This is a genomic window from Aestuariibaculum suncheonense, assembly GCF_014596935.1.
GTDB classification, from domain to species: Bacteria; Bacteroidota; Bacteroidia; order Flavobacteriales; family Flavobacteriaceae; genus Aestuariibaculum; species Aestuariibaculum suncheonense.
Map to the genome: position 1 here is coordinate 1,235,206 of NZ_JACVXC010000001.1, position 26,312 is coordinate 1,261,517.

General features: G+C 36.1%; 14 protein-coding genes. 12 read left to right on the plus strand and 2 right to left on the minus strand.

Going from position 1 to position 26,312, the window contains the following annotated elements; translation table 11 throughout:
- The first annotated feature begins 3 nt into the window (after window positions 1-3).
- The 10 genes from ICJ84_RS05255 to ICJ84_RS05300 all read left to right on the plus strand — a co-directional run bounded on the left by ICJ84_RS05255 (window position 4) and on the right by ICJ84_RS05300 (window position 14,631).
- On the plus strand, window positions 4-1,977 hold the full coding sequence (locus ICJ84_RS05255; RefSeq protein WP_188215284.1) for a RagB/SusD family nutrient uptake outer membrane protein: 1,974 nt from the start codon (window positions 4-6) through the stop codon (window positions 1,975-1,977).
- Window positions 1,978-1,990: 13 nt separating this feature from the next.
- Window positions 1,991-3,208 (plus strand): DUF4959 domain-containing protein, encoded by a 1,218-nt coding sequence (locus ICJ84_RS05260; RefSeq protein ID WP_188215285.1) that lies wholly within the window; start codon window positions 1,991-1,993, stop codon window positions 3,206-3,208.
- A gap of 18 nt (window positions 3,209-3,226) precedes the next feature.
- A complete protein-coding gene (locus tag ICJ84_RS05265; protein ID WP_241748689.1) occupies window positions 3,227-4,426 on the plus strand; it encodes a DUF4998 domain-containing protein in 1,200 nt (399 codons plus the stop codon).
- 81 nt (window positions 4,427-4,507) lie between these two features.
- Window positions 4,508-5,374, plus strand: coding sequence for a family 16 glycosylhydrolase (locus ICJ84_RS05270; RefSeq protein ID WP_188215286.1), 867 nt, complete (start codon window positions 4,508-4,510; stop codon window positions 5,372-5,374).
- A 1-nt stretch (window position 5,375) separates the two neighbouring features.
- Window positions 5,376-6,584: a hypothetical protein gene (locus tag ICJ84_RS05275; protein ID WP_188215287.1), complete on the plus strand. Its 1,209-nt coding sequence runs from the start codon at window positions 5,376-5,378 to the stop codon at window positions 6,582-6,584.
- Window positions 6,585-6,617: 33 nt separating this feature from the next.
- Window positions 6,618-8,768, plus strand: a complete 2,151-nt coding sequence (locus ICJ84_RS05280) for a family 43 glycosylhydrolase (RefSeq protein ID WP_188215288.1) — start codon at window positions 6,618-6,620, stop codon at window positions 8,766-8,768.
- Between the two features lie 13 nt (window positions 8,769-8,781).
- On the plus strand, window positions 8,782-9,840 hold the full coding sequence (locus ICJ84_RS05285; protein WP_188215289.1) for a glycoside hydrolase family 43 protein: 1,059 nt from the start codon (window positions 8,782-8,784) through the stop codon (window positions 9,838-9,840).
- Between the two features lie 8 nt (window positions 9,841-9,848).
- Window positions 9,849-11,750 (plus strand): family 43 glycosylhydrolase, encoded by a 1,902-nt coding sequence (locus ICJ84_RS05290; protein ID WP_188215290.1) that lies wholly within the window; start codon window positions 9,849-9,851, stop codon window positions 11,748-11,750.
- 22 nt (window positions 11,751-11,772) lie between these two features.
- Window positions 11,773-13,617: an NPCBM/NEW2 domain-containing protein gene (locus ICJ84_RS05295; protein WP_188215291.1), complete on the plus strand. Its 1,845-nt coding sequence runs from the start codon at window positions 11,773-11,775 to the stop codon at window positions 13,615-13,617.
- 3 nt (window positions 13,618-13,620) lie between these two features.
- The gene (locus ICJ84_RS05300) at window positions 13,621-14,631 is read left to right on the plus strand and encodes a glycoside hydrolase family 43 protein (protein WP_241748690.1); all 1,011 of its coding nucleotides are present in this window, start codon (window positions 13,621-13,623) and stop codon (window positions 14,629-14,631) included.
- A 176-nt stretch (window positions 14,632-14,807) separates the two neighbouring features.
- Here ICJ84_RS05300 and ICJ84_RS05305 read toward each other — a convergent pair whose 3' ends face one another.
- Window positions 14,808-16,430 (minus strand): T9SS type A sorting domain-containing protein, encoded by a 1,623-nt coding sequence (locus ICJ84_RS05305; protein WP_188215292.1) that lies wholly within the window; start codon window positions 16,428-16,430, stop codon window positions 14,808-14,810.
- A gap of 227 nt (window positions 16,431-16,657) precedes the next feature.
- Window positions 16,658-20,260: a family 43 glycosylhydrolase gene (locus ICJ84_RS05310; protein WP_188215293.1), complete on the minus strand. Its 3,603-nt coding sequence runs from the start codon at window positions 20,258-20,260 to the stop codon at window positions 16,658-16,660.
- Window positions 20,261-20,474: 214 nt separating this feature from the next.
- On the opposite strand from ICJ84_RS05310, the gene ICJ84_RS05315 reads away from it, so the two are divergent.
- Together ICJ84_RS05315 and ICJ84_RS05320 are read left to right on the plus strand one after the other, a co-directional pair.
- Window positions 20,475-23,360, plus strand: coding sequence for a LamG-like jellyroll fold domain-containing protein (locus ICJ84_RS05315; protein ID WP_188215294.1), 2,886 nt, complete (start codon window positions 20,475-20,477; stop codon window positions 23,358-23,360).
- Between the two features lie 152 nt (window positions 23,361-23,512).
- On the plus strand, window positions 23,513-26,305 hold the full coding sequence (locus ICJ84_RS05320) for a LamG-like jellyroll fold domain-containing protein (RefSeq protein ID WP_188215295.1): 2,793 nt from the start codon (window positions 23,513-23,515) through the stop codon (window positions 26,303-26,305).
- The last annotated feature ends 7 nt before the right edge of the window (window positions 26,306-26,312 follow it).

The following is a 26,312-nucleotide window of genomic DNA, read 5'->3' on the forward strand; positions in this document are numbered from 1 at the left end:
GGTATGAGAACTATAAAGAAAAATATAATAAAACAAGGGACACAAAAGCTATACAAGGCTTTAGGGTTGTCTGCCATGGTTTTGTGCCTAATTGGTTTAGAATCATGTGAAGAATCGTTTCTGGATGTAGTTCCAGATAACGTGGTAACAATAGATCAAGCATTTAAGTTGAGAAATGAGGCAGAGAAATATTTATTTACTTGCTATTCATATCTGCCTAAAAACGGGGATGCCATTTATAATATTGGATTTTTAGCAGGAAACGAAACCTGGATAGCACCTAATGATGCGGCTTTAAATAGTTATGCCTTTGATGTGGCTCGAGGCTTACAACGTGTTTCTGCTCCTTATATGGATGCATGGGAGGGGCGTTATCAAGCAGCTGGACCTAGTGATCTATATCCATTATTCGATGGGATCAGACATTGTAATGTGTTTATTGAAAACATGGAAGATAGGAGTAATGTTCCGGATATGGGAGAGGCAGAACGTTTAAGATGGATTGCTGAAGGTAAATTTTTAAAGGCCTACTATCATTATTATTTAATGAGAATGTACGGGCCAATTCCTATTATCCGTAATGTTATTCCTGTGGACGCGCCAGAAAGCGAAATTCAGGTAGCAAGAGAGCCTATTGATGAAAGTGTTGATTATCTGGTAACTTTACTTGACGAAGCTGCTGCAGGTCTTCCTCCTCAAATTGTTGATACACAAAATGAATTAGGTCGTGTTACAAGACAGGTCGCCTTAGGTATAAAAGGAGAACTTTTATTGATGGCTGCAAGTCCATTATTTAATGGAAATACAGATATGGCAGGGTATACAAATAATGATGGTACACCATTATTTAATACAACTTACGACCCTACGAAATGGCAAAGGGCTGCAACTGCGATTAAAGATGCAATTGATGTTGCTGAAGCTAACGGCCATAAAATTTATTATAAAAACGATTTTACTTTTGATATTTCCGAGACGTCAAAAACTAAAGTTCAAATTAGACAAGCTTTATGTGAGCCGTTCAATGAAGAGGTTATCTGGTCTAACACCAATAGCCGTACCTATTGGTTACAGCGTATCTGTATGATGCCGTTATCAAATGTAGTACCTGCAAGGGAGGCGAGAATGATTTTCTCACCAACCATAGGATCTGCCTCTAAATTCTATACTAAAAATGGTGTGCCAATTGAAGAAGATAAAACATTGGATTTTTCTGATATTACAAAATTAAGAGAAGCAGGAGCGGAAGATGCACTTAATATTTATCAAGGTTACAGAACATCAATCTTAAATTTTGACAGGGAGCCACGTTTTTATGCTGATTTAGGATTTGACGGCGCTATTTTCTACAAGCAGGATAGTAATGCCGATGAAACTAAATTTCACATAGAATCTAAATTCCAGGATTATGCAGGTAGTTTTGATGCTTTCGATTTTAATATTTCAGGGTACTTTATCAAGAAAGTAGTTAACTGGGAGTATAACTTTAATAGCGATGGTGGCGGATCATATAAAGAGTATGCCTGGCCTGAAATGAGGTTAGCAGACTTATATTTACAATATGCAGAGGCATTAAACGAGGTATCAGGTCCAACAGCAGAAGTTCTTGAGTATGTTGATGCTATCCGTGCACGTGCCGGATTAGAAGGTGTAGCAACCTCTTGGCAAAATTATTCTGTTAGCCCAAGCAAGTATACAACTAAAGAAGGTATGCGTGAAATTATTCATAGAGAACGTACAATCGAAATGGCTTACGAGGGTAAGAACTTCTGGGATATCAGACGATGGAAAAAGGCAACCAGAGAATATAATGCGCCTGTAAAAGGATGGAACGTTTTTGGAACAAGCGAAAGTTCTTATTACCAAGTGTTGACTTTATACCAACAACGTTTTGTGTCGCCAAGAGATTACTTCTGGCCAATTAATGAAAATACGCTAATTCAAAACCCTAATCTGGTTCAAAGTCCAGGTTGGTAAAAACATAACCATTATGAAACAAAATTTTATAAAATTCTCTTGGATCTTGATGTTGGCTGTAATTGTTGTTTTATCTGCATGTTCAGAGGAGCAAGGCCCATCACCATTAGAAAATAATACAACACCTCCGGGGATTGTGGAGAATGTTGTTGTTGAGAATTTACCGGGAAAGGTAAAATTAGAATATACACTACCAAGCGATAAAGATTTATTGTATGTTGTAGCACGCTATACATTAGAAAATGGAACGCCAATGGAAGTAAAGGCTTCATATTACCAAAATTCAATGGTTTTAGAAGGATTTACAGGGCTTTCTGAAGAAGAAGTTGAGATTTATGCCGTAAACAGAAGTGAAACCGAGTCTGCCCCAGTGACTGTAACTGTTGCTCCGCTAGAAGCTCCAATTTTTGACATTTTCAGATCACTTGAAACTAATGCCGATTTTGGAGGGGTTCGCATTAATGCCTTAAATCCAACAGAAGAAGATATTGCCGTATTGGTGATGCAAAAAAATGTTCAAGGAGACTGGGAACCTTTAGCAACAAGTATTTATACATCGGTTGATACCATTTCAAGAAGCATTAGAGGTTACGATCCAGTACCTCAGGATTTTGCTTTTGTAGTTAGAGACAGATGGTTAAATACAACAGACACCTTATTTACTGAAATTACTCCAATTTTCGAGATGCTAATGCCCAGAGAGGAGATGCTCCCTGTTACCCTACCAAACGATGCTGAGTTAATTGCATCCCATACCGAGGTAAGAGATTTATTTAATGGCGGAACTTTAGAATGGTTTGATAGTTATTTTACAAGTAGAACGATAGATGTAGGGAATCATTTAGTAACTTTTGATATTGGAAAACAAACCAAATTAAGTCGTTTACATATCTGGAATTTCTCCGAACCTATTGGAGGACAGAGATTGTACTACTATTTGGGAGCCATGAGAAAATTCAGAATTTGGGGGGCTAACGAGTTAAATGACGGTAATTTAGAAGATGGTACATGGACTTTAATGGGAGAATATGAAATTACTAAGCCTTCTGGTTTGCCTTATGGTCAAGAGGATAATAATGACCTGATAGCAGCGCAAGACGGTGCTGATTATGAAATAGACATAGAAAAACCTGCAGTACGTTTCCTTCGTATAGAATGTCAGCTAAACTGGGCAGGTGGTCAGTATATGGCAGTTTCAGAAGTTCAGGTATATGGTAACCCAAACCTTTAATTTAATAAGATGAAGACAATGAAAAAATTAAAGCATATCATCATAGCAATATTTGCTATAAGTATCGTTCTGGGTATCTATTCATGCACAGACGATACCGAGTACCTTAAATTTACCCAAGGCGGTGAGATTTCATATACGGGAGCTATAGATTCTTTACAAATTTATCCTGGTCAAAACCGCGTTAAGGTGGAAGGACTAATTATTGGTGACCCTAAAGTAAGCGAAGTGCGAGTATACTGGAATAATAACAGAGATTCAATATCAGTTCCGATAAATAGAACTCAAGGAGTTGATGAAGTTTCTATAATTATTGATGGTCTAGAAGAAAACGTCTATAATTTTGTTGTAAGAACCTTTGATGATGAAGGGAATAGTTCGATAGCTGTTTCTCAAACAGCTGAGGTTTATGGAGACCGTTATATAGCGTCATTATTTAACAGACCTTTAGAAAGAAATGTGCTCGTAGGAAGCGAATTGGTTATAGGATTGGCAGAAATGGATTTAAGTTCTGGAGTATTAGGGTCAGAATTTGAATATACATCCACATCCGGTGAGACAAAAACCATCTATGTAGATATTGCTGAAGAAAGTCTAACCATCTCAGATTTTGAAGGGGGCTCAACTTACCGTTACAGAACGGCTTTTATTCCAGATGACGCATCTATAGATAACTTTTTCACAGCTTACGATGAAGTAACTCCTATACCAACACCCGTTTTAGGGAATGCATCTGTACCATTTATTGCAGAAGCAACAGATGGTGGTCGTTGGGGAACCTTAGCAGGTCCTTGGATAACTAATGCCGCGGCTAAAAATCACGGTAGCTATGGTGGCTGGGATGAATGGAATGGGAATATATTTAACTTGGAGTCAGGATGGGGCTCACCATGGATTACCAATGGTAAAATTCATCAAGTAGTACACGCTGAAGCTGCAAGTTATATGTTAAGAGTACAGGTATTAAGTACTAATCACGATTCTAATCCTGATGGTGCGTATTTTGTTATTGCAAAAGGAAATACAGGATTGCCAAATGTTGAAGATGTAACTACAGCTCCTGAAGTAATAGGTTATAAAAGAATAGGTGCAGCCGGATCTTACACGGTTTCATTTACAGTTGACGAAGCTACAGATATTTCTGTAGGTGAGATTACAACTCAAAATGGGGACTTTTTCTGTAACATCACTTCTTGGGAAATACAGGTAGCTAATTAAATTAATGTTGTTTATATTTTAGTTTAAAGAGAAGAGGGTGATTTTTTTGTCTTCTTCTCTTTTTTATTAAAAACAAAGAATATGTTTTCAGTAAAGTTTCTTTTTATCGTCTTTTCATTGTTGACCATTGTTTCCAATGGGACACAAACATTTTCTATATCACCTATTAAATTCAATCAAACGAACATAAAATTTACAGATACAATCAAACCTATTGTTTTTCTGGATTCAACAAGTTTTAACAACAAAAAGGTATTTGAAAAGCACTGGAATATGTTGTACCCATGGGGGGCAGATCATAATGGTACAGCACGGATGTTTCCCGAAAACATAACACTTAAAAAAGGAGGAATTCTACAGATTAACGCAGTATGGAATCAGGGTAAAGATGAAGGTAAAAGCAAATCTGATCCGCATTTACCAATTGCTTTTCATTCCGGAGCAGTTCATTTAAAAAAGCATATTACTGTTACCGAGAAATTGGCTTATTGGGAAATTAGTGGTGATTTTCAGGCGCCTACCCATTTTGGTGCTTGGCCAGCGTTCTGGATTACCGGAGCTGAAACCTGGCCACCAGAAATCGACATGCTGGAGTTCAAAGGAAGTTCTACTTGCTGGCAAAATACAGTTACCGGAAAAGATTGGAGAAATACCATCTGGACAACGGAAAAAACAGTAATAGATGATGCTCCTAGTACTTGGCATCATTACAAGGTTACTTTAGAGTATTTGGATGAAGTGAATACTCGAGTAAAGATGTATATAGACGGAAGTTTAAAATCCGAAGAAATAAAGGACTATAGCCATAAGCCATTCTGGTTAATAATCAATTTACAAATGGAAGGTGCTAGTGGGCAAACTAAAGAATCAGCAACAGTAAAAAGAAAGTCAACGCGCTTTAGAGCAAAGAATATTTATGTTGCAGCTACACCTGATAAATCTAATTAAAATGAGTTTATATAAATGTAAAAATGAAATAGTAGCGTGTGTTTGGTGTTTATTAACCTTATTCTCTTGTTCTTCAGATGACCATCAAGGACAAAATAATACAAACGAACCTACAAAAGAGATTACACTTCCTGTTTTAGAAACCAGCACAATAGAGGCTGTTGAAGCCTTTAAGGCGACTTTATGGGGCAAAGTTATAAATAATGGAGGAAGTAGTATTTCAGAACGTGGTATTTGTTACAGCATAAATGAGAACCCCTCCTACAGTGATAACTATGAAAAAGCAGGTTTTGTAAAAGGTAGTGGTGAATTTCAGGTTAGTTTACAAAATTTGCAATCAGGAACTACCTATTATGCTAAAGCTTATGCTGTAAATGAAAAGGGCATAGGCTATGGTAATGAAGTAAGTTTTTCATCTCTCGATATTATTGCACCGACTTTAAAAGTGGGAGAAATCAAAGTTGCCGGGGCCCATGATATATGGCTTGATGTTAGTGTCCCTAATCAAGGAGATTTACAGATAGAAGAAATAGGATTGGTTTACGGAACTACAAATAACCCAACTATAGAAGATAATATAGTTACTAGAGAAGATGTTGTATTAGATTTTAAGGCGAGAATACCAAATTTAGAGCCTGAAACTTCATATTATATTAAAGCATATGCCAAGACTTTAAATGGCATTACCTATGGTGATGAAGTAACCATGGCTACAATAAAAAAAGGTAATTTTACCTGGGCTTTTTGGTGGGAAGATAAGAATGAACCAGCTTTCGGTAGACTTAGGGAGGCTTTTGACAAAGCCGCGTGGTATTATAATAATTTTACTTCTATAGAAAAGCATGTGAACGTAAATTATAATACCGGTACACCAACTGCTGATGCAAATTTTGATGGCTGGATTAATTTTGGGGCAAATCCAGATTACCAAAGAACAGGTACAGCCATGCATGAAATGGCACATACGGTTGGTGTAGGAACGCATGCGAAATATTGGGAACTTATGAAAGGAACTTGGCAGGGCAACAGAGCTAATGAAATACTACAAATGATGACTAATGACCCTAATGCAGAAATAAAAGGTGATAACACACATTTTTGGCCTTATGGGATAAATGGAGCACATGAAGATGATGGGTCAGAGATGTTATACATAATTCATGCTTTAGTTCTTCAGGGAATGAAAGCTGATGGTTTACCCAATAAATAGAAAAGAGATAAAAAAATATCATTTAATAGATCAATGAATACTTATAGATTACAATTTTTAAAAATCGTATTGATTAGTTTTTTTACGGTTAGTTTTTTTTCATGTAAAACACAGCAGACTTATACGTCATATTTATTCTCTTATTTTACAGGAAATAGCGGAAATGAAGAAGCTATACGCTATGCTTTAAGCAGCGATGGCTACAATTATTATGCACTTAATGGCAATCAACCTGTTATTGATTCGAAAGACATCAGTTCTACGGGAGGTGTGCGCGATCCGCATATTTTAAGAGGAGCAGACGGTAAGACCTTTTATATGGTTGTTACCGATATGGTTTCAGCCAAGGGTTGGAGTTCCAACAGAGCTATGGTGTTAATGAAATCTTCAGATTTAATTAACTGGACGTCTACCGTGGTTAATATTCCTCAAAGCTATCCAGAGGAATTTGGCGATGTCGTTCGTGTTTGGGCACCACAGACCATTTATGATGACAAAACAAATCAGTATATGATTTACTGGTCTATGTTGGGTGAAAAAGGTCCGGATATTATTTATTATGCTTATGCCAACAAAGATTTTACAGGTTTAGCGACAACGCCTAAGCAATTATTTTATAGTCCAACCAACAGTGCCTGTATAGATGGTGATATCATATATAAAGATGGTAAGTATAATTTATTCTTTAAGAATGAAAGCCATGGTGGAGGTATTCGAAAAGCGGTTTCTGATAAACTAACAGAAGGCTATGTGCAGCAGGATGGTTTTTACGATCAAACCGATGCGGCTGTAGAGGGATCCGGGATTTTTAAATTAATAGACTCCGATGAATATATTTTAATGTATGATATGTACACATCAGGAACCTATCAGTTTACCAAGTCGAGCGATTTAGAGCATTTTACTGTGGTTGATGACAATATATCCATGAATTTTCATCCGCGTCACGGAACGGTAATTCGAATCACAGATCATGAGAAAGAAGTATTATTAAACCAATGGGGAACTTTAGATAAAAGTGCTTTTGTAAGTTTTAATGGCGAAGGTATCAGACAAAATAATGTTGATATAAATGATGCAGATGGGACCATTTATATCCCGGTATTTTTAGGAACAGACATCAGTAATTTAGATTTAAAAATTGAAACCATTCCTTGGGTAAAAGTATTAACCACAGGCCCTCAGGATTTTTCAAGCGGCGCAGTACATTATACTATTGAAACTGCAGGAAAACAAAAAACATATAAAGTTTCAGTTCATGAGGATAATAATCCGGTGTTAAATGGTTTTTATGCCGATCCAGAGATTATTTATTCAGAAAAAACGAAGAAGTATTATATCTATCCAACAAGTGACGGATTTAATGGCTGGTCGGGAACGTATTTCAAAACCTTTTCTTCTCCTGATTTAGTTAACTGGACCGATGAAGGTGTTATTTTAGATCTCAAAAAAGATGTGAGTTGGGCTGATCGACATGCCTGGGCGCCATGTGCCATTGAGAAAAAAGTTAATGGGGAATACAAGTATTTCTATTATTTCACGGCTGCTCAAAAAATTGGTGTGGCTGTATCCGACAATCCGGAAGGCCCTTTTGTCGATTCAGGTCAGCCTATTATAGGTGAAAAACCAGAAGGTATTAATAGAGGTCAAGAGATTGACCCCGATATTTTTACCGATCCAGTTTCCGGGAAGAGTTATTTATACTGGGGTAATGGATATATGGGAGTCGTAGAATTAAACGACGATATGGTATCGGTTAAACCAAATAGTTTTAAACGCTTAAATCCAGGAGGAACTTTTAGAGAAGGTACTGAAGTGTTCTACAGAAATGGAACTTATTACTTCTTATGGTCTGAAGACGATACCAGAAGTCCGAATTACCGTGTTCGATATGCTACAGCCGATTCACCACTGGGGCCATTAAATATTCCAGACAACAATTTAATTTTAGAAAAAAGACCTGAAAAAGGGATTTATGGTACAGGCCACAATAGTGTTATTCAAACGCCGGAAACCGATATTTGGCATATTGTTTATCACCGATTTAATCGACCTAAAGGAATTACGATGGGTGATGCGGCTGGATTTAATCGTGAGGTATGTATCGATAAATTAGAGTTTAATGAAGACGGAAGTATTAAACCCGTAGAACCAACCATTTCAGGAATTACATCAATGGATTAAAAAAACAGATACCATGGGTAAACATATTTTCGGTTTAATTATAATCTTAGGTAGTTTTTACAGTTGTAAATTTGTAAACGGTGAAGCTCCAAAGGATAAGGATTTAAGCCCCTATTTGATGGTGTATTTTAAAGATGATGATCATAGTTTACACATGGCTTTAAGTACCGACGGTTATAGTTTTACCGATGTAAATCAAGGAAAAGCTATAGTTGCCGGAGATACCATTGCAAGTCAGAAAGGCATTCGTGATCCTCATATTTCCAGAGGCCCAGATGGTTCGTTTTATGTAGTGATGACTGATTTACATATTTTCGCAAAGGAACAAGGTTATAGAGAAACCCAATGGGAGCGTCCCGGAGAAAAATACGATTGGGGAAATAATCGAGGCTTCGTTCTCATGAAATCTTATGATTTAATTCATTGGACGCATAGCAACTTCCTTTTTGATCAGGCCTTCGAAGGGTATGAAAACATAGGTTGCGCCTGGGCACCTCAATCCATTTACGACTCTAAGGAGAAGAAAATGATGGTCTATTTTACCATGCGCATGTATCATGGGCTAACTAAAATGTATTATGCTTATGCCAATGAAGATTTTACAGCTTTAATTTCTGAACCCAAATTGTTGTTTGAATATCCAGATGAGAATATTCAGTTATTAGATGCCGATATTACGTTAATGCCAGACGGTCGCTTTTGTTTAACCTATGTGGCACAGGAACATCCTATTGGTATAAAAATGGCCTTTTCCGACCATATCAACGCAGGGTATGAATATCAAGACGCATGGATTGATCAGGAACCCGGTTCTTGTGAAGCACCAAATGTGTGGAAACGAAATGGAAGCGATACCTGGGTATTGATGTATGATATATACAGTATCAATCCGCATAATTTTGGTTTTATTGAAACCACTGATTTTAAAATGTTTAAAGATTTAGGGCATTTTAACGAAGGCGTAATGAAAACAACCAATTTCGCTTCACCTAAACACGGGGCTATTATTTCAATAACAAAAGACGAGGCTTTACGACTGGCAAAGCATTGGGGCATGTCTTTATCATTATAACAGGGAGAATGAACATTTTAAAATTAAAAACATTAATTGCCTTAGTTTTTAGTACATCTTTTTTAAATGCTCAAAGCAATACCTTGAAAGCTTATTTGTTTGCTTATTTTGAGGGAGCAGCAGAGCACAGAAAAAGTGAAGAACAGTTGCGTTTTGCAATAAGTGATGATGCTATAACCTGGAAGGCCTTGAATAATAATAAGCCTATTTTAAATTCGGATGTTATTTCGCAATCGGGAGGTATTAGGGATCCACATATTTTAAGAGGAGAAAAAGGAAACACTTATTTTATTGTTGCTACCGATATGTCTACTGCGTCAAACGGTTGGAAAGAAAACCCAGGAATTGTTTTGCTTAAATCTGATAACTTAGTAGATTGGCAACACAGCACCATTAATTTATCAAAAGATTATCCTGAAAAATTCGCTCAGGCTTATTGGGTTTGGGCTCCACAAACTATTTATGATGCAAAGGCTAAGAAGTATTTAATTTATTTCACAGTAAAGTTTAGAGATGATGATAAGCTGGATTTTTATAGTGCTTTTGCCAATAAAGATTTTACCGGATTTGAATCTGATCCAACATTAATGTTTAGTGCGAAAGACGGCGCTATTGATGGGGATATTATTTATAAAGATGGTATTTATCATTTGTTTTATAAAGGAAACACCAAAGATAAAGACGGAAAGGAATTTGAAAATGGTATTAAACAAGCAACCAGTACATCCTTGCAAGGGCCATGGACAGAAAGCTTTGAGTATATTGATTTTTATGCCGATAAAAAAACAACTGTAGAAGGCTCTTCTGTATTTAAATTGAATGATTCTGATGCGTATATTTTAATGTACGACCTGTATTCCAGTGGACGCTATGAGTTTCAACGAAGCAAAGATTTATATCATTTTACTCAAGAACCAGAATCGTTTACCAAAGATTTTCATCCGAGGCATGGAAGTGTGATTGGAATAACCGCTAACGAGTTAGAAAGACTTAAAAATAAATGGGGAGATATTAACGAAAATCCAAAGCAATATATAAATCAAGGAAACCCGATTTTCACCCATAAATATACAGCAGATCCAGCGGCTTTGGTTGTGAAAAACACCTTGTGGTTGTATACCGGTCATGACTTTGAAGGTGGTCAAAAAGGGTACAAGATGAAAGACTGGTGTGTGTTTTCTACCACCGATATGGAAACCTGGATGGAGCACCAAATACCTTTAAAAATAACAGATTTTTCATGGACTACAAGTGGTGATGCTTATGCGGGTCATGTGGCAGAAAGAAACGGGAAATATTATTGGTATATCAGTACCAACTGGACAGGAATTGGTGTAGCTGTTGCAGACAAGCCGGAAGGTCCGTTTAAAGATGCTTTAGGGAAACCTTTATTAACTAACAACGATTGTTTTGCTTCCACGCACTCCTGGGCCTGTATTGATCCTGCTATTTTTATTGATGACGAGAATCACCCCTGGATATTCTGGGGCAATGGTCAATGTTATTATGCCAGGCTGAAAGATAATATGATTGAGATTGAAGGAGACATAAAACAAGTTAATTTTGAAGGATTTGAGTTTACTGAAGCCCCATGGGTTCATAAACGAAAAGGGAAGTACTATTTAACCTATGCCACGGGTTTTCCAGAGAGAATAGCTTATGCCATGTCAGACAGTCTTGAAGGTCCTTATGAATACAAAGGTATTTTAAATGAAATAGCAGGAAACTCTAATACGAATCACCAAGCCATTATTGATTTTAAGGGAGAATCGTATTTTATCTATCATAATGGAGGCATTCAAACTGATGGCGGTAGTTATAGTCGTTCGGTTTGTATCGATAAACTGGAGTATAATGAAGATGGTACAATTAAGCCTATAGTGATGACTACAAAAGGGGTTAGTAACTAAAAGCATAAACTAAACAACCAAAATGAAATTAATTAACCTATTTAAAGTATTTACCATAGTGATGCTCCTAGTCGCATGCGGGAGTGACGAGAAACAGGAGAAAACAAATTTTAAAGACTGGGCAAAAACGCCCCCAATGGGTTGGAACAGCTGGGATTGTTTCGGGCCTTCGGTCGTTGAAGCAGAGGTGAGAGCCAATGCTGATTATATGGCTAAGTATCTTAAAGAGTATGGTTGGGAATATGTAGTTGTCGATATTCGTTGGTACGCAGATAATCAAACATCAGGACACTATAATAAATATGATGAAACCGATTTCATTATTGATGCATATGGACGGTATATGCCGTCTCCAAAGCGCTTCCCTTCTTCTGTAAACGGAGCGGGATTTAAACCTCTTGCCGATTATATTCATAGTTTAGGATTGAAATTTGGAATACACATTATGCGTGGCGTTCCAAAGGAAGCCGTATTCAATAAATTACCTATAAAAGGTACCGATATTACAGCAGATCAAATTTATTCCACAGAATATGAATGTACCTGGCTTCAGGATAACTATACTATAGAAAAGGATAAATCGGGAGGGCAGGAATACTATAATTCTATTTTCGATTTATATGCTTCCTGGGGGCTGGATTTTATTAAAGTAGACGATTTATCACGTCCGTATCATTCTGATGAGATTGAAATGATACGAAAAGCAATTGATCAAACCGGAAGACCTATTGTATTAAGCATGTCTCCGGGAGCAACACCAATTAACGAGCATGCTCATGCAACAGCCCATGCTAACATGTGGCGTACTATTGATGATTTCTGGGATAACTGGTCACAATTAAACTATTCCTTTGAAAAGTGTGCCGAATGGGCTCCTTATATTTCGCAAGGTGCCTGGCCAGATGCTGATATGTTGCCTTTGGGAAAATTTATTCGAGGCGAACGTGCTACCAATCGTTACACCAAGTTTACAAAAGATGAACAATATACCTTAATGACACTTTGGACCATGTTTAAATCGCCTTTAATGTTTGGAGGTAATTTGCCGGATAATGATGCCTTTACCAATATGTTGTTAACCAACAAAGAAGTCCTTGAGGTACACAGTAAATCGATAAATAATAAAGAATGGTTTAATGAGAATGATCTTATAGGCTGGACGGCTGATAATCCTGAAAGTGACGATAAGTTTGTTGCTCTTTTTAACAGTTCAGGAGACGGTTTTGTATCTACAAAGAACTTATTATACCGAAGTGGAACGGTATCTCATTTAACTGATGGTTTTGGTGAATATATTGATGTTGAGTTACCAAAAGGGAGTACAGATTTATATTTAATCGTTAATGATGGTGGCGATGGTTACACATACGATCATGCCAACTGGATTAACCCAATTGTTCATTTAGAACATGGAAATCAAGTTAAATTAACCGACTTATCTTGGGAAGAAGCCTTTGCTGGATGGGGAACAATAGGTCTCGATAAAAGTATATCTGGCGGTGAGCTTAATGTAAAGGGGACCGTTTACGACAACGGTATAGGGACCCATTCGCAGTCTATTATTCATTATAAATTGCCAGAAAACAGTATACGATTTACGGCTTTTGGAGGTTTGGATATTGTAGGAACCAGTACTAAGGCAGGATCGACGGTAGAGTTTATGATTTCAACTGAAGATCCTAAAATTATGCATGAAGAACCAACAGCCATTCCTATTGATTTGGAAGCGCTAGGGTTTTCGGGGGAGTGTAACATCAGAGATCTATGGAATCATAAAGATTTAGGAACTTATTCCGGTTTAGATTTTGTACCTACGATTAATTACCATGGAGCCGGGTTGTATCGTATTTCACCAAAAACCAAGTAAGACATGTTTCAAAAATTGAATTTAAACAAGACTGGTTTTACCTTTATGGTAGCAGGTCTTTTTATAGTTTTAAATAGTTATGCCCAAAGAAAAGTCAGGTATAATATACCTTTAGATTCCATACGATTAAGTGACCCTGCTATTTTAGCTGATAAAGCTTCTAAAACCTACTTTATGACAGGAACAGGGGGGATGTTGTGGAAGAGTAAGGATTTAAAATTTTGGGATGGGCCTTTTCATGTAGCAAAAACGAATCCAAATTCCTGGATGGGACCTAATCCCATGATTTGGGCAGCAGAACTGCATGAGTATAAGAATAAATACTATTATTTCGCCACGTTTACCAATCGCGATGTGAAAATTGATACCGTAGGTGGAAATGTAATTGAACGTCGAGCAAGTCATGTTTTAGTTAGTAATAAACCTGAAGGACCTTATCTGCCCATGGAAGATGAAACCTATTTGCCAGCTGATAAACCGACTTTAGACGGAACGTTTTGGGTAGACAGCGTTGGAAAACCTTATATGGTGTATTGTTACGAATGGTTACAAAATGGTAATGGAACTATGGAGAAAATTGAATTAAAACCAGATTTAAGTGGTTCAATTGGAGAAGGGCAATTATTATTTAAAGCCAGCGATTCGCCTTGGAGTCGCGAAAAAGATGAACACGGTAACGACAAGCCGAATAAAGTTACCGATGGTCCTTATTTATTTAAAACGGGAACAGGTCGTTTGGGAATGATTTGGACGAGCTGGATTTACGATGTCTATACCCAAGGTGTGGCCTATTCTGAAAGCGGAACTCTAGACGGACCATGGCTTCAGGAAACAGATCCCATAACACCATCAAATTTTGGACATGGCATGTTATTCAAAAGTTTCAACGGGAAGACTTTATTGTCTGTACATAGCCATAAAAAAGTTAATGACAGAACGGTACGAATTCCACATTTATTTGAAGTGGATTTAACCGGTAATAAACTCAAGGTAATAAAACCTTATATTCCTTAGAAAAGAATCCGAATGTGGATTTAGATATTTTCACCTTTCATACCTAAAAAAGATTAAGGAAGTATCCATCTTAATAGAGAACTTCTAAATGAGTATGAAGCAAATAGTTCTGTAAAAAAAATAAAGGTCGATATTTAGAATATATCGACCTTTAAAATAACTTGTTGAAGCTTTTATTATTTTATAAACTTAATGACTTGAGTTTTACCTTCTATTGTAGCTCTTAATATATAAGTTCCGCTGTTTAATGAAGATACATCAATAGATTTAGAGTCTCCAAGTGTAATATTAGGAATAACCGTTCTTCCAAGTAAATCGTAAACTGTTACTTTAGATATTTTTAAGTTAGTATTTATATTTAAAATATCAGTAACAGGGTTTGGGGACACTTTAAATGATAAATTATTTTTACCAGGAGTATTGGTGCTTAACGTAGACATATTATATAATTCAAGATTATCTAGATGTACTTCTGTTGCAAAAGTAGTGTTCGTTACAAGATCTGCACTATTAAAAGTAATCGCTAAATTGCCAACATTGGCACCTGTAGTAAATTGGTATGAACCGGTTACCCAAGTATCAGAAGTATTGATTTCTAATAAATTACTACTGTTGTCATCAAAGGTAGCGTCTCCATCAATTAGTTTTAATGCAACGTAACCTCCTACAGTTTTAATTTTGAATTGTATACCATATTGGGTATTAGGTTCATATGTGATGTTGTTGATGTCGAAAGCAGCGCCGCCATCGCCATATTTTCCAGTACTCGTTACTGTCATTAGAGCAGAAGTCGCTCCGCAAGCGCCATCTTGATTAATAGCAACAGCAACATTTCCCCAACCCCCATAATTAGATCTATCCATCATTGTAGGATCTGAAATTAAATTTAGGGTTGCATTTAAAGGGGTGAAACATCCTGAATCTATTGATGCAATTATATTAACTAGTTTTGATGTACTATCTGAGGTAATATTGATATTTTGATTAATGATGTTTGCATTGGTATCCCAAGTTGCAGTTATAGTTGTGGGTGTTGATGCCGTAGCATACGAAATGGTTGTAACGTCTAAAGTAATGCCGGTTGGAGGTGTTAAGGTGATGTTTTGATTTAAATTATTACCTGTAACCTCAAAAGTCAGTTGTGTGTTAGATTCATTAAATGATAATTTAGACTTAGAAACGGTAATGGTTGGCAAACTGGCATCTATATCATATATCTCTAAATTATCTAAGTATATAAAATCAGTTTCTGCGGAATTTACAAAACCGTCACAAGACATAAATAGAAACTGTACATTTCCTGAAGCATTAGAACCGGCCATAATAGTTTGGTCGAATGTAGTCCAGCCTGTAGTTTGTGGGATGCCAACAAGATAAGTCGCAGATGAATGATTGTTGGTGTCAGCTAAATCCCAAATATTAGAGGGTAAGTGAAAATTGAAAGCATTGCTAGCTGCTGTTTCATTTTTAATCGAGGCGATAATACGATATCTGTGTCCAGCTACTATAGGTATACCTGAGTTATACTCTAATACCCCTCCATTAGGGTAACAGTTGCCTTTTAAATATAAACTACCGGTAGTATCATCGATACAAGAGTTTTCGGTAGATTTTGGGTCAAAATTTGTCCAGCCTTTGGTCCATCCTGTTTGAGAAGCAAAATCTCCATCAAACGAAGGGTTTGCAACTTGGTTAGTGCCTCCAGAATATGTAGGAGAGTAGCATTGTGCATTAGCATGGAATGTAATGCCTAGTAATAAAAGCATTACTACTAAAAAAGATCTAGTAATTTTTTTCATTTTGAATTTAGTTTAAAATTAATATTTAGTTTATTGTTGGTAATAAATGTATTCTCGACATTTATTGTCTAAAATTAATCGAGAACTCTCTGATTACTGGGGTATAAATCAGCTAAATAACGGTTATTAAATGTCCAAAATGTTTTTGTCCTTGAATTTTATGGAGTATTTCTCTTTTTTAGTGAATTATGGTTTGATTACAATGTAATACTATTTTTAATGAACTATTAGTCCTTTATTTGTTTGAAAATTTTTCTTGTCTTGACAGTACCATTACTATAGATATCTTTAATAATGTAGAGTCCATTTTTTAAATTTGAAAAATCGTTTCCTAAATATTGTCCTGCAAGATTATAAATTCTTCGTTCAGCAAGTTTAAAATTATTCACATTTTCAACTTTTTCTGTGCTTAAGGCGTTTTTAACATGATCCAAAATTACAGGATCGATGCCCCTACGAGTTGGAGATACTTCATTTATACTACCATCTTCATTAAAATAAAGACGGTCAATACAAATTTCTCTATGAATACCAGGATCTGTATTTAGATAGTCGGCATTAATACGATGATAAACAATATACCATTCGTCTCTATCAGGAATTTGAAGGATTGAATTATGACCTGTACCGTAAATACGGTTTGAGGCATCCTGTCTTATAACAATTGGTTGTTCAGCAACTGTGATTGGACCAAGGGGAGAGGTTGATGTGCCATAAGCCACATGATAGTTAGCAGAGCCGGTATCATCAACAGACCATAAAAAATAATACAAGCCTTCTCTATAAAATACATAGGCGCCTTCACGATATGCATAAGTGGTCAGATTGCCTCCTACAGGAGTTATAACTTGAGAGGAATTTGGCTTGATAGACATCATATCCTCATTAAGTTCGGCAACAGCCATAAAACCATTTCCATAGTAGAAATAATTTTTTCCAGAAACAGGATCTTCAAAAACGTCACCATCTATTAGTTGTCCACTATTTACACCTGAAGGTAATGCAGATATTAATGGTGTTCCGGAATCAATAAAAGGTCCTAATGGGTCTTCTGCGACAGCCACTCCTATTTGTTTTGTACCCGCATTACCACTAAAATAATAGAAGTATTGATAGTTATTATTTATTTTCTTCTCAATAATGGCAGGAGCCCATGCATTTCCTGATGCCCAAGGTACCTGGTTGCTCTTTAAGTCAAGTATTTCTCCTTCATTGGTCCAGTTCACTAAATCTGGAGAAGAAAACACATTAAAAGTATGACTCCCCCAGCCAGGAGCGCCATCGTTGGTTGGATATATGTAAAATCGTCCTGTTTTTTCAGAAAATAATATTTCGGGGTCAGCGTGAAAGCTTGAGATTACCGGATTAACTTCTATGTCTGCTGAAACTGAATAGGTAGTTGTAGTTCCATTTTGGCTGAACAGGTAATTTACAGCACCATTGCTAAAGTCCTGAGGGCCTTCAGGTAAAATTTGGGTACCAGGTGAGGCGTACAGTTCAGGGTTGAAGCCAGAAAGATTTGTACCAAACTTAACGCCTAATTTTAATGTTTTAAGATTGTTATCTAAATAGAAACCATTCTCCTTAATGCTTTTATTTCTGGCACCTTCAGGAGTAGGTGTTAATGCTGAACTGGGCCATTTTTCTACTAACCTAGCAGCCTCCTCATTAGAGATTGAAATGGTTGTACCATGTCTGGCATTTATATTATAATTATCTTGTACAAACCTAAAATCTTTGAGGTTCGATGAGCTGCAGTATTGATAATGTCCACTAGTATAGCAATCGTACATGAGTATCCAGTTATTGGAATCAATTAATCTAAAAACACCTGAACCTTCAACAGCTTTGTTGGTTTGTTGTAATGAGGGAGAAGGTATACTCCATTGCGAACCCGGTTCCTGACCATTTGTTGCAGTAAGTGAAGATGAGGTTACCTGACTTATACCACCTAGGGCTTCATTTTTAAAAAACATATAATACAATTGGTCTTCTTCATTAAAAACAATGTCACCATCAATAGAAGAAGTGCCACGATCGAAAAGTAGCTTAGGTGTTCCAATTAAATCTGTAAAATCATCATTTGCGTAACAGTAGTATATTCTGTCGTAAGGACTTGTTGCGTCATTAGTCCATAATGAAAAGTATACCATATATTTTTCAGCTTCAGGATCATAAATAGTCTGGGGTGCCCAAACACGTAGTACATTGCTCCATTCGTCAGGCCACTTTGTAGGGAAATTAACTGTGGAATGTGTCCAGTTTATTAAATCGTTTGATTTCAGTAAAACAATACCTCTATTACTATTCCAACCTTCACTGGATTTCATGTCGGTAACTACCATATAAAAGGTGTTGCCATCTTCGCCTCTAAGAATGTGTGGATCGCGTACACCTTGTTTAATGGAAATAGTGTCGGAATTTATAATTGGTTTTCCATTATTTAAAGGGGTATAATTATAGCCGTCATTACTAATCGCAAAACGAATTTGTTCCCCATTAGTGTCATTTCCAGTGAAATAGGAAAATAAATAGGCTGAACGATTCTCTTTTTCAGCGATCCAAACTTCAAAAGTTTTGCTGGCTTTTTCTTCTCCCTTTATTAAAGTGGCGGTTAAAATAACACGTTTCTTACCTGAACCATAGGGTGATAATTGTTGTATTTGACCAATATTATTAAGATAATCAGGTGCGTCAGAACTCCAAATTACTAAGGATCCCTGTTTGGTTTTTATTGGAAGGCTTATACGTTCTCTGATGTTGTTTGTATTCCCCATAATTGTTAAAGCTTCTAGATCTTTTTGAACACTTTCAGCATCAGAATATGATGGTAGAACCGTAATAGCGAATTCTTTTATAATAGATGTATTGTTTAGCGTTAAGGTTGCCGTTAACGTTAGTGTTTCTTGATTAGAACCAATTGCTGGACGGGTTACAATACCAGTACTAGAAATGAGATTGGTGTTTGAAGACTGCCAAATTACTGTGATACCATTATTCAATAGTTTAGGTAAAACTAAATTGGATTGCACACTATCTGCTTCAGGAATTAATAAATTATCATAAGCTTCGGTAAGCAGCAAATTATCTAATGTATTGTTTAATGGCTTAATATTCTCAGAAAGACTGGTTACTTCCGTCTGGTTTAAAGCTCCACTATATATGATAAAATTGTCATAGAGAGCTGTTTTTAAAAATTGGTCTCCCACATAGCAAGAACGTCCTAAAAAGTTATAAGCTGTAGAACCAATTGAATCCGGATTGATAGGAATGGAGCCCTGTGCTTCTAAATTTCCATTGATATATATTTTACCAACGCCATCAAGCTGGGTATATGTGAGATTTATCCATCGGCCAGTTGTTAAAGGTTGATCAATAACTAAAGAAGATTCGCCGGTCCAATGGGTTTGTGATATGGTATAGCGAGAATTATTAGCTCCGAAAAATATATTTCCATTTTGAGAAGTAGCCATATTTGTGGAATTGGCAAAGGTCCAAACGAAATTACCTAAACCTGTAAGAGGATATGAACTCGAAATAAACAGATTTGTAGATATACTAAAGTTATCTAGTTGATTAATAATTGTTCCAAAAGAGGATCCAAAGTCAAAATACCCATTATTATCACCTAATGATAAAACGTAATTTGTACCGTATGGAATTAATTCAGCCCCGTTTTGCAGAGAGCCATTAAACACCCCTGATGAATCATGAACTGTGTTAAAATTATATTGTGCCAGAATACTTGTCTGCCCGCCAGAGTTTAGGAAATACAGAAATGGAAAACAAATAATTACCGAATTAAAAAATTTTAAGAATGAGTACTTCACGAGAATGTCTTTTTTATTGATAGTTTGTTGGTTTAGGCAATATAAAGGATAATTGTACACTTATGACACAGCATTTAAAGATTGGACATTTTATACCCTGTTAAATAACATTTTATACCCTGTTTTTTGTTAAGGCTGTAGCGAAATTTGTGTGTACCGTTATAAGTGTGTTTTATTCACTTATATAAACAAAATCCAATTAAAATATAACTAGATGTTAAAAAAATACCTGCTTTTAATAGTTTGCTTTCAATTATTTCCTTCTGTTTTTCTTGCTCAATCACCTTTAAATGTTTTTACAGAGGAAAATTATGGCGGAAATACTCAGTCTTACGAAATTTTTACTATTTACAAGGACTTAGGAACATTTGACAATAACATTAAATCGTTTAAGTTAAGGCAAGGTTATATGGCTACTTTCGCGACAAGTTCTGATGGTACTGGTTATAGTCGTGTGTTTAGAGCAGATGACTCTGATTTGGAAGTAGCGACTATGCCTGCTTATTTGCAGGGAACAGTTTCTTTTATAAGAGTTATGGCATTAAATGATTTTGTAACTAAAAAAGGCTGGGCCGGCTGGGTTGCTGACGAAGTTAGTGCAGTGAACGCAACTTGGCGTTATGATTGGTCTGCAGGAGGTGCAGGAAACGCAACATTAGAGTATGTGCCCATAAAACAAAATTTAAACTGGCCAAGTTTTGGTGAAATTGAAAGTAAGCCGAATGTTACTCATGTATTAGGTTACAATGAACCAGATCGACCAGATCAATCCAATATTTCTCTTGAAACGGTTATAGCTAACTGGAAATATTATATGCAATCTGGATTACGACTAGGAGCGCCTGCGTATTCTGATCCATATAATGGATTATGGGGCTTTATGGGTGAAGCAGAAGCTAATAATCTTCGGGTTGATTTTATTCCAATACATTCTTATTGGTCTAGAGATCAGCAAGATTGGTCATGGCGTTTAGATGATGTATGGAATGCATTTCACCGTCCAATATGGATTACAGAATGGAATAATGGAGCGAACTGGACTAATGAAGCCTGGCCTAGTGGAAATCGTCTAGCTACTGATGCCAATGTTCAAAAACAATTAACTGATATTACGTATATATTAAATATTCTAGAAAGTAAACCTTATGTAGAGCGTTATTCTATCTATAATTGGGTAGAAGATTGTCGTGCTATGATATTGATAATTAATGACTGCTGGAAGTCAAATAACCCTGATTGGCAGAATTATGAATGGTTAAAAACTGCTCCTGTAATTTCTACATGGGTTGATGATTGCGGAGAGAACACGAAAGTGTTAACGCCAGCAGGCGTATATTACCGAGATCATGCCTCAGCTAAAGCTTTTAACCCTAGTTCGGAATACGTACCAACATGGAATCCATTAAAAGAGAATTTAACATTTACTGTTTCTGAGGATTTTCAGAGTGTTACAATTAATTGGGATGGCAACAATGGTGAATTGGTAAATAAATACATTGTTCAGAGAAAATCAGGCTTCTCCTGGGTTACTATTTATGAATCTACCGATTATACAATTCTTAAAACAACTCCTCAGCCTATGCCTGCCCAAACAACAGAGTATCGCATACGGGTAATAGGGAAAGATAATACAGAAACTTCTCAAAATACTTTTTTTACTGTAAAATCAATAGCAGAGGCTCCAGATGATTTGTCAGGTCAGGCCATTTCTGCTAAAAAAATTAGCTTAAACTGGTCTGCTGTAACTAATGCTGATGCATACAATATAAAAAGATCTGCGACCTCAGGAGGAAGTTTTGAAACAGTAGCGGCATATGTTACAGATTTAAGTTATTTAGATACGGGCTTAGAGCCTGAAACAACTTATTACTATAAAATATCTTCTTTTAATACAGGGGGAGAAAGTCCGGATTCATCACCCGAAATAATGATAAAAACTATGACATTAACAGCTCCTGATGAAATCACAAACGTGTTGGTAGGCTCAGGAGACGCTCAGGTTAAAATGAAATGGGATGTAATTGAAGATTCTCAATATGAAATTCTAAGATCAGAATCTCAGGTGGGACCTTTTGAATCTGTTGTAATAACAAATTTTGAAGTACCTGAATATACAGATTTAACAGTAGTAAATGGGACAACGTACTATTATAAAGTAAGGGCTTTTAATGAAGCAGGCCAGACACCCGATTCAGAAGTTATGATATCAACACCAAATTTAGGTCAGCATACTTATTTCAATTTCAATGAAAATTCAGGAACCAATCCTTTTGATCAATGGGGGATTCATTCAGCAAACTTATTAGCAACAGCAGGGTGGAATGATGGAAAAGAAGGAAGTGGTATTTTGTTGAACGGTTCATCATCTTCATACGTAGATATAGAGGATGGAATTATTCAGGATCTAACCGATTTTACTATTTCTGTATGGGTACAACTTGGTGCTGCCTCAAATTGGTCCCGAATATTTGATTTTGGAACAGGTTCAAACGTTAATATGTTTTTAACCCCACAAAATGGGGGAACAGGAACATATCGTTTTGCAATAAAAAATGGAGGAGCAGAAGAACAAATTAATACCTCAGTATCCCCGGTAGTTGGGGCCTGGACTCATGTCGCGATTACAATGGAAGGATCGCTAGGAATCATGTATATAGACGGCGTTGAAGTTGGTAGAAAGGAAGATTTTAGCCTTAATCCTTCTTCCTTAGGACATACAACTCAAAATTACATTGGTAAATCACAATATCCCGATCCTTATTTAAATGCCACAGTTGATGAGTTCAGAATTTATAATAGAGCATTAAATCCTAGTGAAGTGGAAAGTTTGAAAAGCAAAACATTACATGTGGATTATGAGAATTTAAAGTCTCTTGGAGTTTATAAGTTTTATACTTCTAATCAATCCTTATTCGCTTTAAATTCGAGTCGTGTAAATGCAAATTATCAACTGTACTCTATTTCAGGTCAATTACTTTCTCAAGGTAAAATGAATGTAAACGAGACCGTTAATTTAGGTTATTATAGAGTAGGTATATATATTGTAAAGGTAATTGATAGTTTAGGAGAAGTTAGTACTGTTAAGGTTTTAGTCAAATAATTTAAGGTTTTGATTTTATATGTTTATGGACAATACGTACACCATTAAATAACAATTAATAACCTACCTCTTTTTCAAATAATTAAAACATTTGTATTAGCCATTTTAAGTGTCTGAAGGATGCTCAAAAAAACAAACTAAACTTAAATAAAATGAAAAAAGGTAATTTGTTGTTAATCTTTGTGTTACTGTGTGTTTTTAAATCAAAAATTAGTGTCGCTCAGATTGCAAGTACAAGCTATCATTTAAAGGCTCAACCTATTTATGATAGGTCGGTTATTTTTGATGTAAATGGTACGGGTGTATCGAAACCTATAATTTGGGGGCTGGATTTAGCCTGGCTTTCAGAAGGAAATATTCGAAGAGGTATTGCTTTTATGGATAAAGAAAATGTTGGAGTAATTCGTTCTTCATTTATGCCTACAAATCCATTGTTAAATGATCAAGAACTTCAAGGAGATGCTCTAACTAATACTAACTTAAGAATAAACATTATTAAAAAACATATTGGTTCGGGAGCAAATGTTGTACTCAATAGTGATCATCCCAGTGTTGATTCTTATTTTCAAGGTAATGCCTCGAATTGGGCTAAATTAATTGAAGTTACAGCTAAAATGCACGAATCTGAGGGCTTTAATATTGTAACTGTTTCTCCATTTAATGAGCCGGATTTAACAGAAACAGGGCAAGGAACCCTACAGGATTTTTATAACATTTGCGGCATTATTAAAAATAACAGTTATTTCGATAATATTCGTGTTTCAGGGGGTAATACACTCAATCCTGATGTAGCCTTGAACTGGTATGATTATTTGAAATCGAGATTAGATGAAGGTAATACACATCAGTTAGCAGGTAGTTTTGATAACTATGCCAGTTTTTATACAGCGGTAAGGGCTGACGGTAATCATGCAACTAATGATGAGTTACACAATGTCATGGAAGCTATGGTTGGTGTAGAATACGGTTTACAAACAGGTATTTGGTGGTATACGGCAGAGTATGCAAGAGGAGAGTTTTGTAAAGCAAGTAATGGAGTTCGCTTAGGGTATGCCGAGCATCGTCCCAATTGGACTTCAGCATCTGTTTACCGACATCCCAATGGTAAAGTGCAGGCTTTTGGAGGGACTTCAGAGCGACAAGCTATAACGACTAAATATTGTTATGTGTCTAAAAATCAGGCCGTTTTTTTTGATGGGTATGGTCCGCAACATGATTATGTCTTAGAATTACCAGGAGGGACAGGCTATCAACAAGGACAAACTAATGCGGAACGTGTTATCAACATTACATGGGGAGATGACATACAGCCTATTATTAATGGCAGATATAAGCTTATAAACAGAAATCAAACTAGTCAGGTGCTAGATGTTAATGGAGCTGGCAGTACAGACGGAACTAATGTTCAAATCAAGGAATATTTGGGACAGACCAGTCAGCAGTGGGACGTTATTCCTGTGAGTTCTCGAATAGGAGGAGATTTTAGTTATTTTTCTATTTCACCAGTTAATGCTCCAGATAAAACACTAGATGTAAATAACTGGTCTCTTGATAACGCAGGAAATATTCACTTATGGACCAATGCTTCAGGAGGTAATCAGCAGTGGTATTTAGAGTATCAAGATGACGGATGGTTTTTAATAAGAAGCAGGCACAGTGCTTTATGTCTCTCTGTAACTGGAGAAAACAATTTTGATGGAGCTAATGTTATTCAATATGAATATAACGGAAGTTTAGGACAGCAATGGCGTTTTTTACCTGTTGATGCTCCAATAGAATTTGATGCTCCAAGTGCTCCTGCTAACTTAGAAGCCAGTATAAATCCAGAATCTATTCAATTAAATTGGACCGCAAGCCCTGAATCTGATGTTGAAGAATATATTGTTTACAGATCAGAATCTTCAGGAGGACCTTATAATACCATTGCACAGCATATTACAGGAACCTCTTTTGTAGATAATACGGCTACAAGTGGAATTACTTATTATTATGTTGTAAAGTCTAAAGATTATTCTTTAAATCGTTCAGTTAATTATTCTAATGAAATCTCAGCAATGTCTAAAGGGAGCCATACTCTTGTCGCCCAGTATAAGTTTGAAGATAATTTAGAAGACAGCTCAATTAATTTGAACCATAGTGCTAGTTTTGAGACTGTAAACTACGTTGATGGACATAGCGGAGGAAAGGCTCTTTCTTTAAATGGGATGAGCAATTTTTTTCAATTGTCACCAAATGTAGCCAATTATAAGGAGATAACTATTGCAGCTTGGGTGTATTGGAAAGGAGGCAATTCCTGGCAGCGTATTTTTGATTTTGGAAATAGTCAATCAGAGTATATGTTTTTAACCCCAAGTTCAGGTGGAGGTCAATTACATTTTGGTATTCGAGCAGGAAGTGCCGAACAAATTTTAACGGCATCAGCATTACCAACCGGAGAATGGGTTCATGTAGCTGTAGTGCTATCTGATTCTAAATCATCTTTATATGTTAACGGAACAGTTGTGGCAGAATCAGCGAGTATTACCACAAGACCAATTCATTTTAAGCCAGTTTTAAACTACATAGGAAGAAGTCAGTGGCCAGACCCATTGCTTAATGGTAATATAGATGATTTTAGGATATACAATTATGCATTTGAACCAAGTCAAATATCAGCATTACATGATGGAACACTTGCAGTTGATGATGTTAAATTGCAAGACAAGGTCCTTATTTGGCCAATACCAGCAAGAGATGTTCTTTATGTAAAAATTAAATCTTCAGCTATAGCAAGACAAACTACTTTAACTGTTTACGATTTAAATGGCAGACCATTAATCAATGGAAGTATAAAAAATGGTTTGGAGGGAACTCTAGATGTTTCTAATTTAGCTCAGGGGGTGTATATTTTGAAATTGAATAATAATTCAAAATCTTATATAAAGAAATTTATAGTAAAACATTAGAAAAATC